The following is a 23,972-nucleotide window of genomic DNA, read 5'->3' on the forward strand; positions in this document are numbered from 1 at the left end:
CGGCTGCGCCCCTGTTTCCCGAAGTCGCATGGCAGGCCGCGGGTGGACGACAAGCGCGTGCTCAGTGGTGTTGTATTCATCGATCGCAACGGTTTGCGCTGGCGGGACGCGCCGCGTGAATACGGCCCGCACAAGACGCTCTACAATCGCTGGATCGGGTGGAGCCGCATGGGCGCGTTCGCGCGGATCATGGAGGGGCTCGCCGCCGAGCAAGCCGATTGCCGGACGATCATGATCGACACGACCCATCTGAAGGCGCACCGGACGGCCTCAAGCCTGCGCCTTCAAAAGGGGGGCGTGGCCGCCTGATCGGGCGGAGTTCGAGGATCAGGAGACGATCCGGTGGATCGTTTCCCCGAGGACGGCGGGATGAATAGCAGGCTCCATGCCGTTACCGACCGCGAAAGCCGCCCTGTCCGCCTCTTTGTGACCGCCGGCCAGGTCAGCGACTACAAGGGCGCGCTCGCGCTCCAGATCGGCTTTCCGCAAGCGGACTGGTTTCTCGCCGACCGCGGCTACGACGCCGACTGGTTCCGTAACTCTGTCGGGAAGCAGAATTCGGGCCTGCATTCCGCCGCGCAAGTCGCGCACGATCCCGATCAGATACGACAAACGCAGATACCGGCGCCGACATCGTATCGAGATCATGTTCAGGCGCATCAAGGATTGGCGCCGTGTGGCCACTCGCTACGACCGATGCCCCGAGGTCTTCCTCTCGGCCATCGCGCTCGCCGCCACCGTCATCTATTGGCTATGAGGCCTGAGCCAAGTACTAGCTGTTCTCTGTGATGGCCCAGTTCGTAGCACTCGCCATTGTCCTCGGACCAGTGACAGACATGGCTCGTTCCTCAAACTGGGCCTCAGAAGTTTTTCTAAGCATCTCACGCAACGTCGACACATCCAGCATCAACTCCGCCAGGAGCTTTTTCAGCTTGGCATTCTCTTCCTCGATCGCTTTCACCCGCTTCGCGTTGCTCGCCATTGTCCTTGGATCGATGGCAGACATGGCTCGCCCTCCATGCCGCCATACTTCGACCCTCACTTGTAGAACGTCGGCTCGCTCACGACGTACTTACGGCAGTGCTGCGCCGCGCTCAGCCCGGCCGGGCGCTTCTTCAGAAAGCCGATGATCCGCTCTTCGCTAAACCCGCTGCGCTTCATCGTCCGTCTCCTCTGTCAAGGAACAGACTAACCTTAGAATGGCGAGGTTTAAGGGGAGCAGGTCAAGGCCAATGCCTCATCGAGCTTAACTGTAAGGTCTCGTATGATCACATAAATTCTCGTCGCTACGCCCTCTTCATGGCAAGGTCGATTCTGGGTGATGTTCGGGATGGAAGACAGGCATGCAGATCTTTCTTCACAATTAGGCGACGACCATGCCGAAGATCCGGGCCACGATCCAGGCGAGCACGGAGCCGGCCTGGATGGTGGCGGAGCGCTACGGCATCTCCGGGCAGACTATCTGGAAATGGCGCAAGCGGGACAGCGTTCATGACCGCTGCCATACCTCGAACAGACTGCAGAAGACGCTGACACCAGCGCATGAGGCTGTAGCGGTGTCCCTGCGCAGGAAGCTGCTCTTGCCGCTCGATGATCTGCTAGCGGTGGTGTGCGAGTTACTGAACCCGAACGTGTCGCGTGCAGGGCTCGACCACTGCCTATGGCGGGATCGGGTATCGCGGCTGGAGGACCTCAAGCCGAAGACACTGAAGATTCCGCACAAGCCCTTCAACGCCTACGGGCCCGGTTATCTGCATGTCGACGTGAAGTATCTGCTGCAAATGGCGGACGAGGAGCGCCGCCGGTATCTGTTCGTGGCGATCGACCGCGTCTACCGCTGGGTCTTTGTCCGCATCTATTCCGCGAAGACCGCCGCCAACGCCCGCCGCTTCCTGCGTGATCTCGATCGCGCTGCCCCGATGAAGATCACCTGGGTGCTCACCGACAACGGAAAGAGTTCACGGATCGGTTGTTCGGCCTGCGCAAGCGCGCCGCGGCGGGCAACCACGAATTCGACCGCCTCTGCGCCGAGCTCGGGATCGAGCACCGTTTGGCCCCGCCCATGCGCCCCCAAACCAATGGCATGGTCGAGAGCTTCGACGGCCGGATCGAGGACGTCCTACAAAGCCATCGCTCTCGCTCAGGCGAAGATCTGGAACAGACGATCATGCGCTACGTCCGCCTCTACAACGGCCAGTTCCCGCAATCCGCGCTGAGAGGACGAACGCCGCTCGCTGCACTTAAGGATTGGCGCAACGACAAGCCGAGGCTCTTCAAAGAGCGACCCTATAATCACCTGGGATGTGACACTCAGTTTTAAGCAGTAACCGACAATCCCGGCAGCGGCGTGGCCAAGAATACGATCCAATTGCCGGATCCCAGAAGATCCTTCAGCCGAAAATAGCCATCTCACTCCCGGTAGGCATCGGTCTCAACTCTCATCAAGCCGATGCCCGTCATCTAGGTCAAAAAGCGATACGATAGGTGCGGGTATATCGATGTTCACGCGTTCATCAACACCGGCCCCGAATGTCTTTGGAGCCTTTATGTACACGGTCTCGCCACCACACCTCAGTCCGACCAGCGTGCTGTCGCCCAGCAGCTCAACGCTGGTGATGGGTGCGGTAATCTGCGGATTACTTGTTGACCCGACAAGGCGTACGTCCTCGGCCCTGAAACCGCAGACGACATCCCCGCGGACGGTGCCGGGGAGACCGTCGATCCGGATGCCGGAGCCTTCGAACCGACCCTCCTCGATGCGGCCGCGCAAGAAGTTCATTGGCGGTGAGCCGATGAAGCCCGCGACGAACAGATTGGCCGGGCGGTCGTAGATTTCGATCGGCGAGCCGATCTGCTGAACCACGCCGTCCTTCATGATCACCACGCGATCGGCGAGTGTCATCGCCTCGATCTGGTCATGGGTGACGTAGATGGTGGTGGTCTCCAGTTTCCTTTGGAGGGCCTTGATCTCTGTCCGGGTCGAGACGCGCAGCTTGGCGTCGAGGTTGGAGAGCGGCTCGTCCATCAGGAAGATCGTGGGTTCGCGCACGATGGCGCGGGCCAGCGCCACGCGTTGGCGCTGGCCACCCGAGAGTTCGGCCGGGCGGCGGTTGAGATAGGCGGTCAGGTCCACCTGCTCCGCGGCACGCCGAACCCGCGCGTCGTGATCGGCCTTGGCGGTGCGGCGGACCTTCAGCGGAAACCTGATGTTCTCGTAGACGGTCAGGTTCGGGTAGAGGCCGTAGGACTGGAACACCATGGCGATGTCGCGATCCTTGGGCTCGAGCCGGTTCACTACCCGATCGCCGATGCGGATTTCTCCTTCGCTAATCTCCTCCAGTCCGGCGATCATTCGAAGCGTCGTCGATTTTCCGCATCCGGAGGGACCGAGCAGGACGACGAACTCGCGATCGGCGACTTCGAGGTTCACGTCCTGCACCCCGAAGTCACGGCCGAAGCGCTTCGACACGCCCCTGAGTTCCAATGTCGCCATGGCTCAGCCCTTGACCGCGCCGGCGGTCAGCCCGGCGACGATGCGGCGCTGGAAGAACATCACCAGGATGAAGAGGGGCACCGTGGCCGAGACGGTCGCGGCGACGGCGTACATTATGCTGCCCTGCGTCTGGACCGTCCCGAGGAAGGAATTGATCTTGGGCACCATGGTCTGGTTCTCCTGGTTGAGCAGCATCGCCGTGACGGCGAAATCGTTGTAAGCGAGCAGGAAGCTGAAGAGGCCGGTGGTGATGACGCCCGGCCACATGACCGGAATCACCGCGAGGCGGAACGCCTGGAACCGGGTGCACCCGTCCACCATGGCGCTCTCGTCGATATCCTTCGGAATGGACAGGAAAAAGCTGTGCAGCATCCAAAGTGTGAAGGGCTGATTGATGGCGACGAGCACGACGATGGCCGTCGGCAGGACCCCCCAGACGTTCAGTTCGAAGAAGGGAAGAAGGTATCCGGAGACGAGCGTGATGTGCGGCATGGCCCGGAACACCAGAGCGGCGATCAGGATCCAGACGGTATAGTTGCGGGTTGAGCGCGAGAGGGCATACCCGCCGAGCGTCCCGAACAGCAGTGAGACCGTGGTGACGCTGACCGTGACGATCACCGTGTTCAGCGCGGCGCGCCAGAATTCGCGCTCGATCCAAGCGCCTTCGTAACCGGCAAGGGTGAAGGCGCTGCCGGTTTGCCGTTCGGTCGCCGGACCGGTGATTGCGTTCCACCACGATGACCGGCTGAAGAAGTCGGCCTCGACCTTGAACGACCCCCAGAGGGTCCAGAAAAACGGGAAAGCGGCCACGAGTAGCCAGACGGCGAGGAACCCGATTGCGAGGGCGGAAGCGGTCATGCTCGGACGCAGGTGCGGCGGGGTGGCACTCATGCAGCTCGTCCTCCGGCGCCGCGCCAGGTGCGGATAAGGACGGGGGTCAACAGGATCATGACACCGATCGTCGTGAGTACCGAGGTGGCCGCGGCGGAACCGAAGAGCTGCCCGCCTTGGCCGTTGAGGTCGTTGTAGATCGACCAGGACAGCGAGGTCGCATTCGCCTCCGCCGAGAAGCCGATGATCGGCTCGAAGACGCGGAAATTGTCCATCAGCAGGATCAGCCCCACGAAGATCGCGAGCGGCTTGAGATGCGGGACGGTGACGTAGAGGATCCTCTCCCACCGGCTCGCCCCGTCGATCATGGCGCTTTCGAGAGTATCCGCCGGCACGGTCTGGAGCCCGGCGTAGAAGACCACGAAAGCGAAGGGCGCCATGTGCCAGATGCCCCAGACGATCAGCGTGATCCAGGTCAGCATCGGCGAGGCCTGAAGCGAGAGCGTGGGGTCGTCGAAGATCGCCTGCAGCGTGGCTCCGATGATACCGTCGGTATTGATCATCCAGAACACGGCCAGCGCCCCCAGAAGCGGCGTTGCGATGTAGGGAAGGAGCGTGAGGAAGATCACGGGCCCCTTGGCGAGGCGCGGCAGGGCGTTGACGGCAAGCGCGACGGCGAAACCGAGCGCCATGCAAAGCGGCGTGACCAGAAGCGTATAGGCGAGCGTGAAGGCCAGTGCCTTGTAGAAGGGCAGGTTCATCACCCGGGCCGCGATGTCGCCCGGCCCGGCATTGTCGGACAGTATGGCGGCCAATTCGTCCACCGCAAGATGGCCCCGATCGATATAGGTCCCGAGGCCGTTGAAGCGCCCCAGCGGCTCTTCCGCGCGCAGTTCAGCAGTCGCTGCCGTGTCGACGCGTGTCTCCTCCGTGCAACCGAAGGGACCGCAATTCTCCACAGTGACGAGCACGCGTTCATGCTCGACGAAGAGGGACTGTACCAGGATCGAGCCGATCGGCACGACGATGAACAGGATCATGGCGAGCGCCGAGGGCGCCATGAAGCCGAGGAAATCTCTATGTCTCACGCTTGATGCCGACCGGGGATCAGTTGAGGTATCCGGCTTCACGGGCGGCGGCACTATAAGCCGCCTCCACATCCGCGAGCGCCTGCTCCGCGCTCTCCGTACCTTGCATGAACTGGACGAGTTCCACCCCGAGGGTATCGTGCATCAGGCCCATATAGGGCGTCATCGGGTAGGGCCGGGCACCTGCCTCGGCGGTGGCCAGCATCCCGCGTGCGCTTTCTGGCGCGTCGAAGCCGGAGATCAGCCACGCCGCAGCTTGAGGGTTGTCTTGCGCGACCTCGGGCCGGATCGCGTGCATCATCACCTGGAACGAAGCGGCCGCATCCTCGTCAGAGATATTGTCGGCGATTACGAAACCGTCCCACCACAGTGCCGCCGCAGGTATGCCGCCCCCGCCCACGGTAGGCGCGGCGGCAAGGGTGGTCGCCTCGGCGATCTGTCTGTCGGATGCGGCAGCGCCAACGATCCCGTCTACCATAGAGCCCCATTCGTTCATCATCGCGACGTTGCCAGAGACGTACTGGTTCTTCAGTTCGTCGGCACTGACGGTCATGTATCCCGGCGCCATGAATTCGGTGAGCGCCTTCATCATCTCAAGGGTCCTGAGACCGGTCTCGTTCGCCAGGGCGGGCGCGGCGCTCCCCTGTTCGAAGAAGTCGCCGCCCATGCCGAGATGCATGTTCACGAACTCCGCCGCGAGATCCCAACCGGCAGCGTCGGCGGCACCAAGGGGCGTATCCGAAACTCCGCTTTCCTTGAGGGTCCGGGCGGCCTCCAGGATACCCTCGTAGCTCGTCGGCGCATCGATGCCCGCTTCCTCGAGCAAGTCCTGCCGGAGATAGAGATGCTGGGCATTCACCATGAAGGCGATGGCGACGATCTCCCCCCCGATGCGAACGAGCTGGCGATCCTCGAGCTGGTCACCGTATTCCGCGACGAGATCGTCGAGGGGACGCACCAGACCTTCGTTCAGAAGCGGCACGAGCGAGTTGTTGGCCACCATGGCCACGGAATAGCGCGAAGGATCGACCGTGAGCGCGGGAACCTGCAGCGACTTGTGCTCGGTCGTCAGGTTGGCGGACACGGTCACGCCGTCCGCGGCACATTCGCGGGCCTCGTCGATCACCGTTCCGAGCGCAGCGAAATCGTTTGACAGGATGCGGACCGATCCAGCCTCGATGCCGCAGGCCGCCGAGACGGAAGAGGCTCCGAGAAGGAGAGAACTCGCAAACACACCGACAAACTTTCGCATTCAGATCCTCACCTGTAATATTGACGTCCTTTGGCCCCGGCATCGCGGGTGAGGGGGATTTTGGTGCGATCCTGCCGGATGTTCACCGGGTTAAGTTGTCGCAACGGTCGTACCCATGCGATCACGACTGCATCCGGCGGATGCCTCTCGATTTCGCAGGAGAAGATGATCCTTGCTCGAGCGCCTCACGATACAGCGCTTCGCTACCCCCGAAGAGGTGAAACAGCAAATTACCGCCGAACTGTCCTGCGATGCCGGAATGCTCCAACGAACTGAGAAGACCGGGCCGCATGATCCGACGCGGTCGCGAGGCGGCATCCTGCCCCGATGCGGGCCAGTAACATCGATATCCGGATCGACACCGGTACTTACACACAGGTTCGTCCCCACGATTTGGGGATAAGCCGGGATCGGGGGAGGGTGCGGAAGTAAGGTCGCGAGGTCTCCCGGCTTTCGAAAACGTCACCGCCGACACAAGGACCGTGGCGGAGCCAGGCCGCCTTACCGGGGGCGCGGCGCCTGGCACCGGACGCCGTCGAGGAGAAGTCCGATCATGCGGCGGGATCTCGACGGATCGTCTCCGTTGCAGGCGCAAAGGCGGGCGATCGCGAAGAGCAGATCCTTGGGGGCCAAGCCGCTCTGCGCCTCCCCGGTCTCGACGGCGGCGTCGAGGAGCATCTGGAGGGCGGGGCAGAGATGCGTCTCGAAATACTCATGGAGATCGTCGTAGGCCGGATCGCCAGAATGCAGCGCGGTCGCGAGGCCCATCTTGGCGATGATGAACTCGACGTAGCGGCAGACCCATTTCGACAGGGCGTCGCCCGAGTCGTGCTGTGCTGCCAACGACCAGGCCGCGTCCGCGCAGGCATCCACCTCGGCCCGGAAAGCGGCCGCGATCAGGTCCGATCGTTTCGGAAAATGGCGGTAGAGCGTTCCGATCCCGACGCCGGCCTCGTCGGCGATCTCGCGCACCGGCGCGTCGACACCGGACCGCGCGAATACCACCATCGCAGCGCGCAGCACGCTCTCGACATTGCGCCGGGCATCCACGCGCTGGCGGCGTCCTGTCCCGACCTCCGGGTTCTCCGTAGTCTGGTCCTTCATCGCATTGTCCGATCGTCCATGAACGGTGGATCGTTACCTTCTATATGAGGCACGAGGCTCGCAAATGAAAGGACGTGGCAATCGACCGACCACGTGTGACGGACGGGCGATGCCCATCGCGCCAATCCGGACGCTTGTCGTCACGTTCCCGACAGCCTTCCAACATGAGCGGAACGTGCCGGCACGTTGCGGCTTTCCATCATGCGACGAACCTGTGTCGATCCGGGCGGTTTTTGCTCCTCGTCTCGCATCCAGCAAGGTCTGGGCCGATCGCGGTTTGCACGGGTAGGGACCGGGCCGCTGGTACCGAAAGTCGTGCCCTGGACAAACTTGATCTCCCCGGATCGATCGCCGAGCGAACTATTTTTGCCTCCGGGCATTGATATCCGGATCACGGTTCCAGATATACTGGAACATGGTTCCGGATAAGCCGGACACGGTCGTCGAAGTTACTCGCTTCGGCGACGATCGAAACAAATTGGTGTGGAGCGAGCCCTGTCCCGCCGCGCGTGAACTCGTGCGGTCATGGATGGATTTCGTGCCACGCATCCTCAAAGGACAAACGTCATGAACCGACTTCTCGCAGTTTCCGTACTGGCCCTATCGCTCGGCACCGCGACGGGTGCACTGGCCGACAACACTGCCTCGACCCATCTCGTAAGCCAGGTCGAGCGGGTGCTTGCCAGCAATGGCTACGGCGACGTCGACGTCGCAGGCCTGTCGGACCATCAGGTCTCGCAACTTTATCTCATCGGGACCAGCACCGATCATCAGAACCGCGTCGGGAACGACATCCGCGGGGTTCTCGATAGCCGCCCGGCTTCCAGCGTGTTCGGCCTCGAGACCGACGTTTCCCTGTCGACCAGCGGCCGCGACGTCACGGTCGATGCAGGGCAACTGACGCCGATCGTCCAGACGGCCCTCGACCGCTACCGGTTCGACGTCTCCGCGGAGGAGCTCGGTCAGGTGCAGCAATCCGCGATCTTCCTGATCGCCACGTCGGATGACGAATCCCAGAAGCAGAACCGGATCAGCGCCATCCTGAACTGATCTGCGGGATTACCGGCACCGCAATCTCGATAGCGGTCCGGCCCCCGGCCTGCAGTCCCCGTCGCGTCTTGCGGACGCGGCGGGGACTGATTGCGACTCGCGACTGCGTCGTAACCGCCCCGCGACGGCATCGACGATTGGCTGACAGGCTTCGGTACAAATCCGAGATGAGGTGATAACCCTCCAGGCGAGGAGGAAACCGTGGCGAGGTCTGTATTGTTTACAGCATCGAACGCCCTCCGAGTACGAGAAGGAATACCCCCGTGAAAGCTTCTGACCTCCTGGTCGCCGCGCTGGAAGAAGAGGGGGTCGAATACATCTTCGGCATTCCCGGTGAAGAGAATCTCGATCTGCTCGAGAGCATCGCGACCTCTCCGATTGAACTGATCCTCACCAGACACGAGCAGGCCGCGGGTTTCATGGCGGCGACCTATGGCCGTTTTACCGGCAAGGCGGGCGTCTGCATGTCGACGCTCGGACCGGGTGCCACCAATCTCGTCACCGCGGCCGCCTACGCCACGCTTGGCGGCATGCCGATGCTGATGCTCACCGGCCAGAAACCGATCCGGAGCTCCAAGCAGGGCCGGTTTCAGATCCTCGACGTCGTGGACATGATGCAGCCGGTGACGAAATATTCCCGGCAGCTCCTCTCGGGCGCCGGCATCCCCAGCCGCCTGCGCGAGGCGGTTCGCGTGGCCGAGGAAGAGAAGCCGGGCGCCACTCATCTCGAACTGCCCGAGGATGTCGCGCGGGAAGAGGTCGACGGGGCTCCCATCGCTCCCTCACAGGCCCGACGCCCCGTGCCCGAGGAGAAGGCCGTGCGCGTCGCGGTGGAGAAGCTCCGTGCCGCGAGCGCACCGATCCTCGTGATCGGCGCCGGTGCGAACCGCAAGCTGACCTCGAAGATGCTGACCGAACTGGTCGAAACTTACGCGATCCCCTTCGTTACGACGCAGCTCGGCAAGGGCGTCGTCGACGAGCGAAGCCCGCACTTCATGGGGTGCGCGGCGCTGTCGTCGGGCGACTTCGTGCATCGCGCCATCGAGGCGGCCGATCTTATCGTCAATATCGGCCACGACGTCATCGAGAAGCCTCCCTTCTTCATGAAGCCAGGCGGCACGGAGGTGGTGCACATCAATTTCCGCTCCGCCGAGGTCGACCCGGTCTATTTCCCGCAGCTCGAGGTCGTGGGCGATATCGCCAACGCGATCTGGCAGATCAAGGCCGGCCTGGCGGATTGCCCTACCTTCGACTGCTTGAGAATGCGCGAGATCAAGCGCCATCACGATGCCCACATCGAGGAAGGCGCCGAGGATGCACGGTTCCCGGTCTATCCGCAGCGGCTCGTCGCCGATGTGCGCCGGGTCCTACCCTCCGACGGCATCGTCTGCCTCGACAACGGCATCTACAAGATCTGGTTCGCCCGGAATTATCTGGCGCACGGTCCGAATACGGTGATCCTCGACAATGCGCTGGCCTCGATGGGGGCCGGGCTGCCCTCCGCGATGGCGGCGACGCTCGTGAATCCGGGACGCCGGGTCCTCGCCGTGGTGGGTGACGGCGGGTTCATGATGAACAGCCAGGAGCTCGAGACCGCCGTACGGCTGGGCTTGGACCTGACCGTGCTGATCCTGAACGACGCGGCCTACGGCATGATCCGCTGGAAACAGACCGAAATGGGGTTCCGCGACTACGGCCTCAGCTATGGCAACCCGGATTTCGTCGCCTATGCCCGCAGCTACGGTGCCGAGGGGCACCGCATCGCCGCCGCCGAGGAGCTCGCCTCGACGCTCGAGCACTGTCTGGGGGCCGGTGGCGTTCACGTGATCGATTGTCCGGTCGATTATTCCGAGAACGATCGGATCCTCCACCACGAGATCGAAAAGCGCAGCGCGGCGGTCTAGGTCGCCCCTCCCTTGGCGAACCATCAGTCCTGAGCATGGGCAGGTCGAGGATTGGTACGAGGACAGGGGCCCTGAAAGGCCCGCCAGCGTCCTCGGAACCAGCCCTTGCCAATGCAGATGCAGGCCGGTTCGCCGAGTTTGGTCCTGTGCAGGGCAGGGGCGGAAATATTGCGCTTGATCCAATCGGGCTCGACCTGATCGCCGTGCCGACAATCGTGCGGTATGCGCGGCACGCTGGCTTGCCCTGAACATGCGGCATGTGAGGCGGCGCAAACCGGCACCCTGGACCGGACAGTGCGAATCCGTATGCCGCGCGGGCCACCGGGCGCGCCGCAGCAATCCGCGCAAACACGGCGGCCCTCGCTCATCGGGACCAAGGTGGCCTCGCGCCTCTCTCTTCCGGCGCTCTTACTCGGCGCTGTCGCCTTTCGCGGGTCGCCCACGCATGTAGTGGAGTTCGGGCTTGTAAGCCCGTCTTGCACGAAACTGGCGAAACCAGCGCAGGACATTGAAAATCTTCGATCGTGGTCCCTGCGTCATCGTCATCCCTCCTCTTTCGCGGGGCATCTCAAGACCGCGGTCGACAAAGAACCTTGATACGAATTTCATATATGATAGATGAGTATTCTAAATATGAAATATGGTTCAAGTTTAGAACGATGGCTCCGACCGAAAGAATCCTGGATGTCCTTGAATATCTGAGCACCGCAGGCCTCGGCCCGGTGAAGCAGGTGGACATGGTGCGCGATCTCGGGATGTCGCCGGCTACGCTCAACCGGATCGTGCGGATCCTGTCGGACCGGGGGTACCTGTTTCGCACGTCCGAGAAATACCTCGTGCGGAACTTCTCCATCTCGCGGACCATCGAGATGTCGTCGACCTACATCGCGGAACTCGACAGGGCCACGCGACGGCTGACCGAACTGACCGGGGCGGCTGCGGAATCCATCGTGGTCATGGGGCACGAACTGCTGTGGCATAATCGGTCCGAGCACGCGGACCCGTCGGTTCGGATCGTTGCCCGGGCCGGCTTCCGTCGCAGCCTGCTGGAATTCGACGCGCTGTCTAGGCTCTATCTGTCGACATTGTCACACGTCGACCTCGAGACCGGTTTCGACATGATCGGTTTCTTCGAAACGGGCTCGAGCAACGGGCGGGAGATCAACTGGCTGCGCAGCGAGGACGTTCTCAGCCGCATTGCCGAGACTCGCGGCGCGGATTTCGCCTGCGACCGGGTCGCCAACCATATGGGCATCCGGCGTTTCGCCACCCTGGTCCGCACCCCCGACGACGGCCTTCTGCACATCCTATCCTTGGCGGACAACGCGCCCCCCGGCACGGGCGAGGGGGCGATCGCATCCCGCTACCGCGAGGTTCTGGCCGGGGAACGCGAGAGGCTCGAGGCCGTGCTCGCAAGAGAATACCGCACCGACGCCGCGGGGATGCCGCTGCGCATCGTCGGCTGAGACGATCACGGGCCGGCGGGAACGACCTGCCGGCCGAATTTCATGGGAGGAAGATCATGATCAAGACAACACACGGGGCGCTAAGCGCCATGCTTTTGCTCGGCTCGACGGCGTTGGCGCCGATAGCCGCCAATGCCCAGGACCGCGAGGTCAACGTGCTTCTGTTCTCGATGCCCTCGACGAGAGGGCTGGCCGCGCTGGCGGACGACTTCGAGGCGGAAACCGGTATCACCGCGAATATCGACGTGGTCGGGCAGGACGTGTTCGAAAGCCGCATCACGTTGTCTTTCACCGGTGGCGCCCGCGACATCGACGTCGTCCATACCCCGGTCATCCAGGTGCAACGCTGGGTCGAAGCCGGTTGGCTCGAGCCGGTGACCGATACGGTGGAGGGGCTCGAGGACAAGGACGACATCCTCTCCGGCCCGCTCGAGGCCTACCAGGTGAACGGCGATTACTACGGCCTGCCGTTCTTCGCCGAGACCGGGCTTATGGCATATCGCAAGGATCTGCTCGACGCCGCAGGGGTCGAGGCGCCCGAGACATGGGATGAGATGCTCGAGGTCGCCAAGGCCGTGGACAGCGACGAAACCGCCGCCATCGCGATGCGCGTGGCACCCGGTCAGGGTTTCAACATGTTCGTGTTCCCGATGCTCATGCGGGCCTATGGCGGAAAGTTCTTCGCCGATTACCCGGACGACATGACGCCCGCGCTCGACAGTCCCGAAAACCTGGAAGCGCTGAACACCTACATCACCCTGATGAACGACTACGGTCCGCAGGGGATCGGCAACTTCAACTTCCCCGAAGTGGTCGCGGCGCTGCAGAATGGGCAGGCTGCGATGACCGTCGACGGGACCTCGATCGTCAGCCAGGCGGTCGATCCCGCTGCCAGCCAGTTCGCCGACGAGTTCGTTCTGGCCCTGCCGCCGGGGGGACCGGCCGGGCGTTCGCCGGCCATCGCGGTGCACGGTCTGGGCATTCCGGCCGGATCGGAGAACGCCGAAACCGCCGCCGAGTTCATCAAGTGGGCGACCAGCACCGAGACCCTCACCAAGCTCGCGATCAACGAGGCATTTCCTGACTTCACCCGCGCCTCCGTCGCCGAGAACGCGGAGGTACAGGCAAAATACGCCGAGGTTCAGGAGGACTTCCTCGACCTGCGGATCGAGGCGCTCAATCTCGCGATCGGCCATTACCGGCCGCTGATCCCCACCTGGCCCGAAATCGGCGCCGCGATCGGCGAGAACGTCAACGCCGCGGTCAACGGCCAGATGAGCCCGGAAGAGGCGCTCGAGGCCGCCCAGGAGGAGATGGAGATAATTCTCTCCTACTGATCCACGAACCTTCGGCTGCGCGGACGGGCAGGTCGCCCCGCCGCGCAGCCGCTTCATCTACGTTTTCCCACCACCCGGAGAGTTCCGATGCCCGCCACGCGCGCTTCCGCCGCGATGGACAGGACCTATCGCCGTATGCTCGTTCCCGCTTCGCTGGCGGTCGGCATTTTCGCGATCACGCCGCTGCTCGGCATGCTGGCCCTGTCCTTTACCGACTTCCACCTCGTGCGGGGATGGAGCGGCGAGATCGGCATCCAAAACTTCGTACGCCTGTTCGAGGACCGAAGGTTCATCTCGTCGATCTACATCATGATGGCGCTGAGCGTCTTCGGCGTGCTGGCACAGGTGGTGCTTGGAACCGCGATCGCGGTCGGGCTCGACAAGATCGTCGGACGGTGGCGTTTCGCGCGCGGCATCTTCGTGGTGCCCTTTGCGGTGCCGCATGTCGCCGTCGCCCTGATCTGGCTCTCGCTCTTCACCCCGACGCTGTCTCCCATCAACGCCTTCTTCGCGGTCTTCGGGATCGAGGTTCCGGCGCTCTTGACCACCCAGACCGGCGCCATTACCGCGATCGTCATCGCCGACACCTGGGCGACGTACCCCTTCGTCATGTTGATCGTGCTTGCAGCGCTTCAGGGGATTTCGCCCGATCTCGACGAGGCCGCGGCGCTCGACGGGGCGACGCGGGTCAAGGCGTTCTTCCGCATCACGCTGCCGCTGCTCTACCCGACGCTGCTGATGGTTGCGCTCTTCCGGTTCATCGAGACGCTGAAACACTTCCCGCTGATCTTCGTGATGACCTCGGGCGGACCGGGACGGGCGACGCAGGCCACGAACTACTACGCCTACGTGCAGACCTTCCAGAATTCGAACGTCGCCTACGGCGCGAGCATCGCCGTGTTCCTCTTCCTCTTCGCCGCCGCGATCAGCTTCTACATCGCCAAGGCCAACGCGAGGCTATCCGATGCGTGACACCTCGACTGCGTTCCGGGTCAAGAAGGCGTTCGGCTACGCAATGATGCTGACCTTCCTCGCGTTCTCGCTGCTGCCGGTAATCTGGGTAGTTTTGCTGTCCATGCGTCCCCCCACCGCGCTGTTCGAGCCGATATGGGAGAGCCCGGGTGCATGGACGTTGGACAACATCCGTTCGATCGCGCGTTCGGATTTTCCCGCCGCGCTGCTGAACAGTTTCATCACCGCGGGGAGTTCCACTCTGCTGGCGATGCTGATCGGGGTTCCGGGCGCCTTCGCGCTCTCCAAACGGCGGAGCTCGAACAAGTTCTTCGCGTCGTGGCTCCTGTTGCTGCTGCGCATGGCGCCGCCGGTGGGCTTCGTGATCCCGCTTTTCCTCGTCTACGTCCGCGTCGGTCTCATCGATACCTACGTGGGACTGATCTTCGCCTATACCTCGCTCACCCTGCCTTTCGTGGTGTGGTCCATGTGGACCTCGTTCAACCAGATCCCCGACGAACTAATCGAGGCCGGACTGATGGATGGTGCCTCGCTCGGCCGGGTGCTGTGGCGCATCGTGATCCCCGCCGCGCGGCCGGGCCTCGTCGCCGCCGGTGTGCTGAGCTTCCTGCTGGCGTGGAACGATTTCTTCTTCAGCCTGATCATCACCCGGTCGGACACGACGACGGCCCCCGTCGCCGTCATGAACTTCGTATCCTACGCTTCAGTCGACTGGGGGGCCATCGCCGTGGCCTCGATCGCGCTGACGCTGCCGATCGTGCCGATCATCGTCCTTGCGAACAAGTACATCGTCCAGTCGCTGGGCGGCGCCGTGAAGGGATAGAACCGTGACAAGACCCCCCAACATCGTCTTCATCATCACCGACCAGCAACGCATCGACACGATTGGCGCTCTCGGCTGCCCCTGGATGGACACGCCCAATCTCGACCGCCTTGTCGAAGAGGGCACGGCATTCGACGCGATGTACGTGACCTCCCCCTCGTGCAGCCCGTCGCGCGCCTCGCTTTTCTCGGGAACCTATCCGCACACCAACGGCGTCTTTCGCAATGACGAACGCTGGGTCTATTCATGGGTGGGGCTCCTGAAGCGAGCGGGCTACCGGACGGTGAACGTCGGAAAGATGCACACCTGGCCCGTGGAGGGCGCCTTCGGCTTCGACGAGCGCCACGTGACCGAGAACAAGGATCGCGCGCACCCCAATCTGCCCTTCTACCTCGACAATTGGGACAAGGCGTTCTGGGCGCGCGGCGTCGAGAAGCCGACGCGCGTGACCCAGCGCGAGATGCCCGACTACGCCGAGCGTCTGGGCTGCTATGTCTGGGATGCGCCCGATGATCTGCATGCGGACAACTTCGTCCCCGACATGGCCTGCATGTGGCTCGACCGGTACAAGGGCGAGGAGCCGTTCTTCCTGCAGATCGGCATTCCCGGCCCGCATCCTCCCTACGACCCGACCGCAGAGTACCTGGCGAAATACGAGGACCGCACCGATCTGCCAGGTCCGATCCGATACGACTTCGACACCCAGCCCGCCCCGATGCGGGAGTTGCGCCGTCAGCATCTGGAAAACGACCACGATGCCGTGGCGCATCGGGCCGATCCCACGGACGAGCAGATGCGGAGGCAGCGCGCGCATTACTATGCGAACGTCTCGATGATCGATACGCAGGTCGGGCACATCATCGAGGCACTCGAGCGCCGGGGCGTGCTCGACGACACGATCATCGTCTTCACGTCGGACCATGGCGACTGCCTGAACGATCACGGCCATTCGCAGAAATGGAACATGTTCGAACCGACGGTGCGCGTGCCTGCCATCGTCTGGGGGCAGGGCATCCCGCAGATGCGGTGCGACGAGCTGGTCGCGCTCTTCGACTGGGGACCGACGATCCTCGAATGGGCCGGAGTGACGCCGCCCGACTGGATGGAGGCTCAATCGCTGAACCCGTTGCTGCAGGGCGAGGATCAGCGCCGAGACAGGGTGTTCTCGGAGCATGCCAACGACGCGATCCTCACCGGAACCTCCTACATGACGATGATCCGCCGGGATGACTGGAAGCTGGTGCATTTCGTCGACAGTGACGAGGGTCAGCTCTTCGACCTCGCTACCGACCCGGAGGAACGGACGAACCTGTGGGACGACCCCACCAGCGCGGAGGTGAAAGGATCGCTGATCGGCGACATCCTGCGATGGCGGATCGAGAGCGATAAGAAAACACAGGGCTTTCGGGCCGAATTGGCTGGCGTCTGAGCGAGGAAGGGCAGGAACATGGGCAACATCACTCTGGATAAGGTGGTCAAGCGGTTCGGTGACGTGGAAGTCATTCCGCCGCTAGATCTGGAAATCGCGGATGGCGAGTTCGTGGTCTTCGTCGGTCCCTCGGGATGCGGCAAGTCCACGCTGCTGCGGATCATCGCGGGGCTCGAGGATCTCACGTCGGGGCATATCGAGATCAGCGGCAGGGACGTATCGCACCTCGCGCCCGGCGACCGGGGCCTCGCGATGGTGTTTCAGAGCTACGCGCTTTACCCGCATATGACGGTTCGCGAGAACATGCTGTTCCCCCTCGAGATGACGCGGGTCGATAGCCGCGCCGCGAACGAGAAGGTCGAGCGGGCCGCCGAGGTACTGAACCTTTCGGCATACATGGACCGTAAGCCGGGTCAGCTTTCGGGCGGGCAAAGACAGCGCGTCGCGATCGGGCGGGCCATCGTGCGCGAACCGTCTGCCTTCCTCTTCGACGAGCCATTGTCGAACCTCGACGCGGCCTTGCGGGTGAACATGCGGATCGAGATCGCCGAACTGCACGCCAAGCTCGGGACCACGATGATCTATGTCACTCACGATCAGGTCGAGGCGATGACCATGGCCGACCGCATCGTGGTGCTGCAGGCCGGCCGGATCGAGCAGGTGGGAACGCCGCTCGAACTCTACGAGCGGCCGTGCAACGAATTCGTTGCGGGTTTCATCGGCTCCCCCAGGATGAATTTCATCCGCGGCGCCGAGGCAGAGCGCCTGGGTGCCCCGGTAATCGGCATCAGGCCCGAACATATCAACGCCTCGCGCGATGCCGGGATGTGGAACGGAAAGGTAAGCTTCTCCGAGCATTTGGGTTCGGACACATACCTGCACATCGACACGGATGTCGGCCCGGTGAACGTGCGCACGACCGGAGAGTTCGGCGTCCACCGCGGCGACACCGTGTGGCTGAACCCGAACGAGCAATCGATCCACCGGTTCGACACCAACGGCATGGCGGTTTGAACGGATCCGAGGGGAAGGTTTGGGGCGCCGTAGGGAATGTGCGAAGCCGAGACGCCAGTCCCTTGGCGGAACCAGAAATGTCGCGCTGACCTACCCGCTAAAGAGCGGTCCCCTCTGATGTAGGCTTTCGAGTTGCATGGGTGTGGATGACGAAGGAATGGGATACAAGAGACATGAGTCTGAGGAGATCGTTGCGATGCTGCGGCAGATCGACGTGCTGGTATCTCGGCGCCGATCGGTAGCTGAGGATGAGCGATCGATCGGCGCCAAGTAGTTCACGTACTACCGCTAACGCAATGAGTTCGGCGAACTGAAGACCGATCAAGTAAAGTGTTAGAACGGCTTTATCGCAGAACTTGGGCTTGAAGCGTGATTGCCCCTTACTTTGTCCATGTCATGCCGCGCGGACGATCTTGGCGGTGCCAATGGCGCTGAACCGGCTATGAGGGCGATGCAAATATGGATGCCGGCGGTTTGTCGGTCAGAATCTCTTGCGGATATTCGCTCGCCTAATGCCCTAAGGCATTGCTTAGGTCAGGTCGATCGCAGTGTATCGGCCTTGTTGCTCAAAGCCCGAGAGGGATTCACGTCGCAAGTTTTGGCGGCATAGCTAAGCGGCATGTCCAAGCCTGCGCCCACCTGTTACCGCACCCTGAACTAGTCGTCTTACAACGCGTCACTGCGGGAGCGCGGGTCGCTGACGGTCTGGTTCAATCCCGGCATGACCTGGCACGCGGTGCCTTCGGGCAAGCGCGGGTGCCAGCAGGTATTGTCGAACGCCGCGATCCAAGCGTGCCTGACTATCAAGGGTGAAGGGCGTCCCGGAAACAGGCGGTGGCCTGTTTCAGCCCTGACGGGCGGAGCCCCGGGCCTCTTCAGCTTGCCACTGAGGCAGACGACCGTTCGGCAAGCCTCACCTTGGCGAGCTTGGTGAAGCTCGCAAGCCTAGACTGGCCAGTGTCCTTCGTCAGGCAATCCTTCCATTGGAAGGCTCGCTCCTCTGTAAGCGCGGCCTAGGCCACATTCCCTTCTGATCTCGTTCCTGCCGTCTGGTCCGTCCTGTTCCTGCGTCGTTGGTCGGGAGAGTGCGATGCTGGACGGGTTTGCGGGACGCTACGAGGCTCTTGAGGATCGCGGGGCTGGGCGTCGAAGCTGGCCCACGGACGTGAAGCTGCGGATCGTGAGGGAGAGTCATGCGCCCGGGGGTAATGGTCAGCGCGGCGGCATCGGCTGATGCCCTCGCAGGTGACCACCTGGCGGCGCCTGTGCCGTGAGGGCAAGCTCGGTCCGGCCCCGGTCGCGGTTTCTCCGGCGTTCGTGCCCCTCATGCTGGAAGATCCCGAGCCGCCCCAGCCCGCGTCGACCTCGACTGCCGGCGCAGCCTCGAGGGCCGCGGAGTTGATCGAGATCGAGGCCGGCGGGGCGTGATGATCAGGCTGGCGCTCTCCACGCCGGCGGCGCGGATTGTCGAGATTGCGTCGGCGCTGCGTGAGGGGCGGTCGTGATCCTGCCGCGGCAACGCCGTCCGATCGTGATCGCCATGCGGCCCGTAGACTTCCGCCAGGGGCACGACGGTCTTGCCGCCACCGTTCGAGACACGAACTGGGCCTCGATCCCCATTCGGGGCTGACGGTGCTCGACGCGGCGCTCGGACCGGTGGCGCGCTCGCGCCTCGCTCCGCTGCGGGCGCGGGGATCGGATCAAGGTGCTCGTCTGGGACGATGAACCATGTCGCGCCATTGGTCCGAGCGACAATGGCGAATGGGTTGGTGCTGATCTACGAGCATCTCGAGGGTGAGCCATCGCGTCGCCATGCGTTCGAGACCGATGGCGAACGGGGCGGGGACGATCCGCCCGGGGAGGTCTTCGCCTATGCCCCGGGCTAGGGTGGCGCCCATGCGGAACGGATGCTGGAAGGGTTCGAGGGCATCCTCCAGGGTTTGAGGAACCGTGGCCCCTGTGGGGCCGCGCTAGTTCGAAAACGGCTATACCGGCTAGAACCGGCTAGCCGATGATCGGCGGGAAGACGGGCAACCCCTGCGTCTGGCCTACTGCCGGGCCCATGCGCGGCGCGAGATCATCAAGGCGACGCCGAAGGCGGGATCGCCGATCGTCGAAGAGACGCTGACCCGCATCGCCGCGCTCTACGGCATCGAGAAGGACATCCGCGGCCTTGATCCGGACCGGCGCTGCTCTGCGCGGCAGGAGCAATCCGTGCCGCTGCTCGACGAGCTCGAAGTATGGCTCCGCGTCCAGGCCGAACGGCTGTCGCACAAGTCCGAGATGGGCAAGGCCGTCGCCTGCATCCTGACCCGCTGGGACGGGCTAATCCTCTTCGCCGAGGACGGCCAGGTCGAGATGGACGGTAATCTCGTCGAGAACCAGATCAGGACGCTGGCCTTGAACCGGAAGAACGCCTTGTTCGCAATCCAGGACGAGGGCGCGCAGAACTGGACCCGGATCGCGTCGCTCGTCGCCACCTGCAAGATGAACGGCGTCGAGCCCTTCGCCTACCTGAAGGCCAGCCTCCGAGCGATCGCCGCCGGCCATCCCCACGCAGATCTCGACGACCTGCTCCCTTGGGCCGTCCCAAAGACCGCAGTCAAAGCCGCAGCTCGAACTGCACCCGACCGAGCAGCCGCGACAGAGGCTATGGGGGTGAATCGCCGCTTACGGTTCGTCCTTGATCCGATCCACCAAATGCTGGGATTGGATATCTAGTCACGCCGCCGATTACCCATTTTTTAGACATTGTATCTAGGTTCCCGCCAATATCTCGGCAGGAAGGTTGGGACCTCATTCCACGGAGGAGATTCAGCCCGTTCCGGTCCGACAACGCCCGATACGGAAAACCTCCGCGAAATGTGCGGCGAAACGGAGACGAAGCCTAATGATCAACACGGTAATGCGTACTTTGACGGCTAAGGTTCTTGCCGTCGTCGTCGGCGCGACGATTGGAACCGCCGGCCTGCTCGTAGCGGAGCGGATCTGGACCGAAGCGAAGGTCAGCACCGGCGAGACTCTCGCGAGAAGCCTCAATACGGCGGCCGCGATCGTCGAGCTGAGCCTGCCCGGGCTATCGGCTGAACACGCCGGGGATGGAGGGGTCAAGTCGCTTACCTGGACCGAAGCTCCGAGCTTTACGGAGCATTCATTGATCGATCTGGTCGGCGAAGTCACCGGCGAGACTGCGACCATTTTTGTGTGGGATGCGGAGCAAGGCGAGTTCGTTCGGCGCAGCACCAATATCATCAAGCCCGACGGCAACCGCGCTGTGGGCACCGTTCTTGGTGCGGGGGGCGCTGTTCATCCCGTGGTCTCGTCCGGCGAGACGTTCCGTGGCGAGGCCAACATTCTCGGGATCGACTACTACACCGTTTACTTCCCGATCGAGAACGCGGCCGGCGATGTCGACGGGATTCTTTATGTCGGGGTCACCAAGGATACCCTGATGGCCGAATGGATGGCATTTGCGCGGCGCTCTCTCCTGGTCGCAGCGATCCCGGTGTTCCTGGCGATCGGCGCGGCGCTCCTTTTCACCCGTTCTCTCAGCCGGGGCCTCGACCGTGCCGTGAAGGTCGTGCGAGAGGTCGCGCGTGGTAATCTCGACGTGGATACCAAGACCACGCGTCGCGACGAGATCGGCAACCTGATGGGTGCGATGGACAAGATGGTCTCGGACCTGAAGGGCATGAGCCGTGCCGCCGAGTCGATTGCTCAAGGTGACCTGAAGGTGGATGTGACACCGCGGTCCGACGATGACCGGCTCGGACTGGCGCTGCGGGACATGGTGCTGAAGCTGCGCGAAGTTATTTCGAACGCGTCGGGTTCCGCGGCCTCCGTGGCCGAGGACGCCGCCGGCATGAACCGCATCGCGGAGCAGCTGTCTTCTGGCTCGACACAACAGGCCTCCGCCATCGAACAGGCGTCGGCCTCCATCGAGGAGATGACGGCCAACATTCGTCAGAACGCGGACAACGCGGCCCAGACCGAGAAGATCGCCGGTCAGTCTGCAGACGACGCGCGCAAGTCCGGAGAGACCGTCGGTAGCGCGCTTCGGGCGATGAAGACCATCGCCGAGCGGATCACCATCATCGAGGAGATTGCCCGCCAAACCGACCTGCTCGCATTGAACGCGGCGGTGGAAGCGGCGCGCGCGGGGTCGCATGGAAAGGGGTTTGCCGTTGTAGCCTCCGAAGTGAGAAAACTTGCCGAGCGCTCGCAGCAGGCGGCGGCCGAGATCAGTCAGCTTTCGGTCGAGACTGTCGGCGTCTCGGGTGAGGCCGGTCGAATGCTCGAAACGCTCGTGCCGAACATTCAACGCACGGCAGACCTCGTCGCCGAGATCTCGGCCTCGACGCGGGAGCAGAACGTGGGCGCCGAGCAGATCAATCAGGCGATCCGCGAGTTGAACGGCGTGATCCAGCGAAATGCCGAGGCGGCCGAACATTCGGCGGCAACGAGCCAGAAGCTGTCGGCGCAATCACAGCAGCTGACCAGTGTGATCTCCTATTTCGAGGACAGCAATTCTACGGATGCGGACGGAGGCAAGCAGCCTGCCGAGTTTTCCGGTCTGGACAACATAGCGGAGGGCGCCCTCCAAGCCGCCCCCCAGCGCTACGCCGCGTAAAATCGGGGCAGGTGCGCACGTTTACGCGAAACGCTTCCTCGGTCGTGTAGGACTTCCGAGCCGCTCCACTGGCTGCCGTTTGCTCATCGGCCTCTGCTCGCTTGGGTAAGCGCAGCCAGATTTGGGGAGAAAGTGTGATTTGCCGCTATCGTCTTCTCGGGGTGAAACGAAGTTTATTGTGAATCGGTGCGCTGCTAATATCAGGGTCCGCAACCAGTGGATTACGAGAGCCGCAAGTGCGATTACTGAAAGATACACCCTCGGGCACCGGTCATAGCGGGTCGCTACAACCCTAATGTCCATGAGTCTGCCGAACATGATTTCGTTCCGGTTGCGCCGCTTGTATCTGCGCCTGTCATGTTTGACCGGTATCTTGTGCTTCTTCCGGCCCAGGGACAAGGGCGCGTATTCCTTTGTCGTGCATAGCGTCTCCGAACCTGTAAGCGTCACAGTCACGATCCCCGGGCAGACATTTCACGTTTGGTAGGCCGCTCGGCATCGCCCATGCGCCGATTCAAACGCTCGCCTGGTCGGCGGTGACGAACAGAACGATTGGTTGCGCCTGGCTGTCGCAGATGGCGTGCAGTTCGGTATTCCGTTTTCGGCCGACACTGTCCCCCGGAAAGTATTGCGGTCGAGGAAGACAATCCCTTTCGACACCGGCCTGTTATCGCCACGAGGCTTGCCGTAAGACTTGGGGAAGAAAGCGCAAAGTTTGCTCATCTGCTCGTCGGTGAGCCATTAAGGAGCGCTCTTACCATCGCTCCGTTTACGGGAGCCGTGAATCGCGCTGCATGACTGGGATAAATGCTAACTAAATTTACGAGCCGCTTTAGAAAAAATACCCGATTGACCTGAGCCCCGTTTCTTCCTCCAGATTTGGGTAGAGTCCGCTTCAACGAGGAGACGGACAATGAAGCGATCGAGGTTCAACGAGGAACAGATCATCGGCATCCTGAAGGATCAGGAAGCCGGCATGGCGACGGCTGACGTGTGCCGCAAGCACGGCGTGAGCACGGCGACGTTCTACAAGTGAAAGTCCCGGTATGGTGGCCTCGAAGTGTCCGAGGCCCGGCGGCTGAAGGCGCTTGAGGATGAGAACGCGAAGCTGAAGAAGCTCCTCGCCGAAGCCATGCTCGACAACGCGATCCTGAAGGATGTTGTGTCAAAAAAATGGTAGCGCCCGGTGTGAAGCGGGAGGCGGTAGCGCGCGTCGTGGAGACCCACGGGGTGAGCCAGCGCCGGGCGTGCCAGGTGCTGGTGATAGATCGGTCGAGCGCGCGCTATCGAAGCGTGCGACCGGACGATGCCGAGGCGAGGGCCGCAATGAAGGCGGTCGCGGCCGAGCGACGGCGCTTCGGATACCGGCGCATCCATATCATGCTCGAGCGGCAGGGGATTGCGATGAATCTTAAGAAGCTCCGGCGGCTCTACCGCGAAGAGAAGCTCCAGGTGCGCCGCAGGGGCGGCCGGAAGCGCGCTCTCGGGACACGAAGGCCAATGCTGGTGCCGGATTCCCCAAACGTCCGCTGGAGCCTCGATTTCGTCAGCGACGCCCTTACCGATGGGCGTCGGTTCC

16 protein-coding genes and 7 pseudogenes are annotated in these 23,972 nt (G+C 62.9%); 15 read left to right on the top strand and 8 right to left on the bottom strand.

Annotated features, from left to right (window positions below; all coding sequences use genetic code 11):
• Window positions 1-757: pseudogene (locus LX81_RS19615) on the top strand (IS5 family transposase); the annotation flags it as partial.
• A 111-nt stretch (window positions 758-868) separates the two neighbouring features.
• Here LX81_RS19615 and LX81_RS22960 read toward each other — a convergent pair.
• A pseudogene (locus LX81_RS22960) lies at window positions 869-1,161 on the bottom strand (transposase); the annotation flags it as partial.
• Between the two features lie 215 nt (window positions 1,162-1,376).
• Between LX81_RS22960 and LX81_RS19625 the strand changes: the two are divergent.
• A pseudogene (locus tag LX81_RS19625) lies at window positions 1,377-2,320 on the top strand (DDE-type integrase/transposase/recombinase).
• A gap of 111 nt (window positions 2,321-2,431) precedes the next feature.
• Here LX81_RS19625 and LX81_RS19630 read toward each other — a convergent pair.
• The 5 genes from LX81_RS19630 to LX81_RS19650 all read right to left on the bottom strand — a co-directional run bounded on the left by LX81_RS19630 (window position 2,432) and on the right by LX81_RS19650 (window position 7,768).
• On the bottom strand, window positions 2,432-3,493 hold the full coding sequence (locus LX81_RS19630; protein WP_111538987.1) for an ABC transporter ATP-binding protein: 1,062 nt from the start codon (window positions 3,491-3,493) through the stop codon (window positions 2,432-2,434).
• A gap of 3 nt (window positions 3,494-3,496) precedes the next feature.
• Entirely contained in the window at window positions 3,497-4,351 is an 855-nt protein-coding gene (locus tag LX81_RS19635) for a carbohydrate ABC transporter permease (protein WP_170134054.1), read from the bottom strand.
• Window positions 4,352-4,380: 29 nt separating this feature from the next.
• The gene (locus tag LX81_RS19640; RefSeq protein ID WP_111538989.1) at window positions 4,381-5,412 is read right to left on the bottom strand and encodes a carbohydrate ABC transporter permease; all 1,032 of its coding nucleotides are present in this window, start codon (window positions 5,410-5,412) and stop codon (window positions 4,381-4,383) included.
• 19 nt (window positions 5,413-5,431) lie between these two features.
• Window positions 5,432-6,664 carry an ABC transporter substrate-binding protein gene (locus tag LX81_RS19645; protein WP_111538990.1) on the bottom strand — a complete coding sequence of 411 codons (1,233 nt, stop codon included), beginning with the start codon at window positions 6,662-6,664 and terminating at the stop codon, window positions 5,432-5,434.
• Window positions 6,665-7,165: 501 nt separating this feature from the next.
• A complete protein-coding gene (locus LX81_RS19650; protein WP_111538991.1) occupies window positions 7,166-7,768 on the bottom strand; it encodes a TetR/AcrR family transcriptional regulator in 603 nt (200 codons plus the stop codon).
• Between the two features lie 567 nt (window positions 7,769-8,335).
• Between LX81_RS19650 and LX81_RS19655 the strand changes: the two genes are divergently transcribed.
• From LX81_RS19655 to LX81_RS19690, 8 genes are all read left to right on the top strand, one after another.
• A complete protein-coding gene (locus LX81_RS19655; RefSeq protein ID WP_111538992.1) occupies window positions 8,336-8,818 on the top strand; it encodes a hypothetical protein in 483 nt (160 codons plus the stop codon).
• A gap of 263 nt (window positions 8,819-9,081) precedes the next feature.
• Complete coding sequence (locus tag LX81_RS19660) at window positions 9,082-10,722, top strand: acetolactate synthase large subunit (protein WP_111538993.1); 1,641 nt, start codon at window positions 9,082-9,084, stop codon at window positions 10,720-10,722.
• Between the two features lie 659 nt (window positions 10,723-11,381).
• Window positions 11,382-12,188: an IclR family transcriptional regulator gene (locus LX81_RS19665; RefSeq protein ID WP_111538994.1), complete on the top strand. Its 807-nt coding sequence runs from the start codon at window positions 11,382-11,384 to the stop codon at window positions 12,186-12,188.
• 56 nt (window positions 12,189-12,244) lie between these two features.
• On the top strand, window positions 12,245-13,525 hold the full coding sequence (locus tag LX81_RS19670) for an ABC transporter substrate-binding protein (RefSeq protein WP_111538995.1): 1,281 nt from the start codon (window positions 12,245-12,247) through the stop codon (window positions 13,523-13,525).
• A gap of 87 nt (window positions 13,526-13,612) precedes the next feature.
• Window positions 13,613-14,497 (top strand): carbohydrate ABC transporter permease, encoded by an 885-nt coding sequence (locus tag LX81_RS19675; RefSeq protein ID WP_234822744.1) that lies wholly within the window; start codon window positions 13,613-13,615, stop codon window positions 14,495-14,497.
• The gene (locus LX81_RS19680) at window positions 14,490-15,320 is read left to right on the top strand and encodes a carbohydrate ABC transporter permease (RefSeq protein WP_111538996.1); all 831 of its coding nucleotides are present in this window, start codon (window positions 14,490-14,492) and stop codon (window positions 15,318-15,320) included. Before LX81_RS19675 ends, LX81_RS19680 begins: the two co-directional genes overlap by 8 nt.
• 4 nt (window positions 15,321-15,324) lie before the next feature.
• Window positions 15,325-16,749, top strand: a complete 1,425-nt coding sequence (locus tag LX81_RS19685; RefSeq protein WP_111538997.1) for a sulfatase family protein — start codon at window positions 15,325-15,327, stop codon at window positions 16,747-16,749.
• Window positions 16,750-16,767: 18 nt separating this feature from the next.
• Window positions 16,768-17,763, top strand: coding sequence for an ABC transporter ATP-binding protein (locus LX81_RS19690; protein WP_111538998.1), 996 nt, complete (start codon window positions 16,768-16,770; stop codon window positions 17,761-17,763).
• A gap of 394 nt (window positions 17,764-18,157) precedes the next feature.
• Here the strand turns inward: LX81_RS19690 and LX81_RS22965 are convergent.
• Window positions 18,158-18,291 (bottom strand): annotated as a pseudogene (locus tag LX81_RS22965) (IS5/IS1182 family transposase); the annotation flags it as partial.
• 151 nt (window positions 18,292-18,442) lie between these two features.
• Between LX81_RS22965 and LX81_RS23420 the strand changes: the two are divergent.
• From LX81_RS23420 to LX81_RS19715, 4 genes and pseudogenes are all read left to right on the top strand, one after another.
• Window positions 18,443-18,723 (top strand): annotated as a pseudogene (locus LX81_RS23420) (transposase); the annotation flags it as partial.
• Between the two features lie 794 nt (window positions 18,724-19,517).
• Window positions 19,518-19,649, top strand: a complete 132-nt coding sequence (locus LX81_RS23210) for a hypothetical protein (RefSeq protein WP_272939506.1) — start codon at window positions 19,518-19,520, stop codon at window positions 19,647-19,649.
• Between the two features lie 193 nt (window positions 19,650-19,842).
• Window positions 19,843-20,484, top strand: a complete 642-nt coding sequence (locus LX81_RS19710; RefSeq protein ID WP_234822746.1) for an IS66 family transposase — start codon at window positions 19,843-19,845, stop codon at window positions 20,482-20,484.
• 169 nt (window positions 20,485-20,653) lie between these two features.
• On the top strand, window positions 20,654-22,393 hold the full coding sequence (locus LX81_RS19715) for a methyl-accepting chemotaxis protein (protein WP_111539002.1): 1,740 nt from the start codon (window positions 20,654-20,656) through the stop codon (window positions 22,391-22,393).
• 210 nt (window positions 22,394-22,603) lie between these two features.
• On the opposite strand, the pseudogene LX81_RS19720 reads toward LX81_RS19715, so the two are convergent.
• Window positions 22,604-23,116: pseudogene (locus LX81_RS19720) on the bottom strand (transposase); the annotation flags it as partial.
• A 190-nt stretch (window positions 23,117-23,306) separates the two neighbouring features.
• On the opposite strand from LX81_RS19720, the pseudogene LX81_RS19725 reads away from it, so the two are divergent.
• Window positions 23,307-23,972 (top strand): annotated as a pseudogene (locus LX81_RS19725) (transposase); the annotation flags it as partial.

The organism is Palleronia aestuarii (assembly GCF_003253995.1).
Taxonomy (GTDB): domain Bacteria; phylum Pseudomonadota; class Alphaproteobacteria; order Rhodobacterales; family Rhodobacteraceae; genus Palleronia; species Palleronia aestuarii.

Excerpts from the sequence above, each read along its gene's own strand:
- LX81_RS19630 (WP_111538987.1), bottom strand. The coding sequence starts at position 3,493 with ATGGCGACATTGGAACTCAGGGGCGTGTCGAAGCGCTTCGGCCGTGAC.
- LX81_RS19635 (WP_170134054.1), bottom strand. The coding sequence starts at position 4,351 with ATGACCGCTTCCGCCCTCGCAATCGGGTTCCTCGCCGTCTGGCTACTC.
- LX81_RS19645 (WP_111538990.1), bottom strand. The coding sequence starts at position 6,664 with ATGCGAAAGTTTGTCGGTGTGTTTGCGAGTTCTCTCCTTCTCGGAGCC.
- LX81_RS19650 (WP_111538991.1), bottom strand. The coding sequence starts at position 7,768 with ATGAAGGACCAGACTACGGAGAACCCGGAGGTCGGGACAGGACGCCGC.
- LX81_RS19655 (WP_111538992.1), top strand. The coding sequence starts at position 8,336 with ATGAACCGACTTCTCGCAGTTTCCGTACTGGCCCTATCGCTCGGCACC.
- LX81_RS19665 (WP_111538994.1), top strand. The coding sequence starts at position 11,382 with ATGGCTCCGACCGAAAGAATCCTGGATGTCCTTGAATATCTGAGCACC.
- LX81_RS19670 (WP_111538995.1), top strand. The coding sequence starts at position 12,245 with ATGATCAAGACAACACACGGGGCGCTAAGCGCCATGCTTTTGCTCGGC.
- LX81_RS19675 (WP_234822744.1), top strand. The coding sequence starts at position 13,613 with ATGCCCGCCACGCGCGCTTCCGCCGCGATGGACAGGACCTATCGCCGT.
- LX81_RS19680 (WP_111538996.1), top strand. The coding sequence starts at position 14,490 with ATGCGTGACACCTCGACTGCGTTCCGGGTCAAGAAGGCGTTCGGCTAC.
- LX81_RS19690 (WP_111538998.1), top strand. The coding sequence starts at position 16,768 with ATGGGCAACATCACTCTGGATAAGGTGGTCAAGCGGTTCGGTGACGTG.
- LX81_RS23210 (WP_272939506.1), top strand. The coding sequence starts at position 19,518 with ATGGCGAATGGGTTGGTGCTGATCTACGAGCATCTCGAGGGTGAGCCA.
- LX81_RS19715 (WP_111539002.1), top strand. The coding sequence starts at position 20,654 with ATGATCAACACGGTAATGCGTACTTTGACGGCTAAGGTTCTTGCCGTC.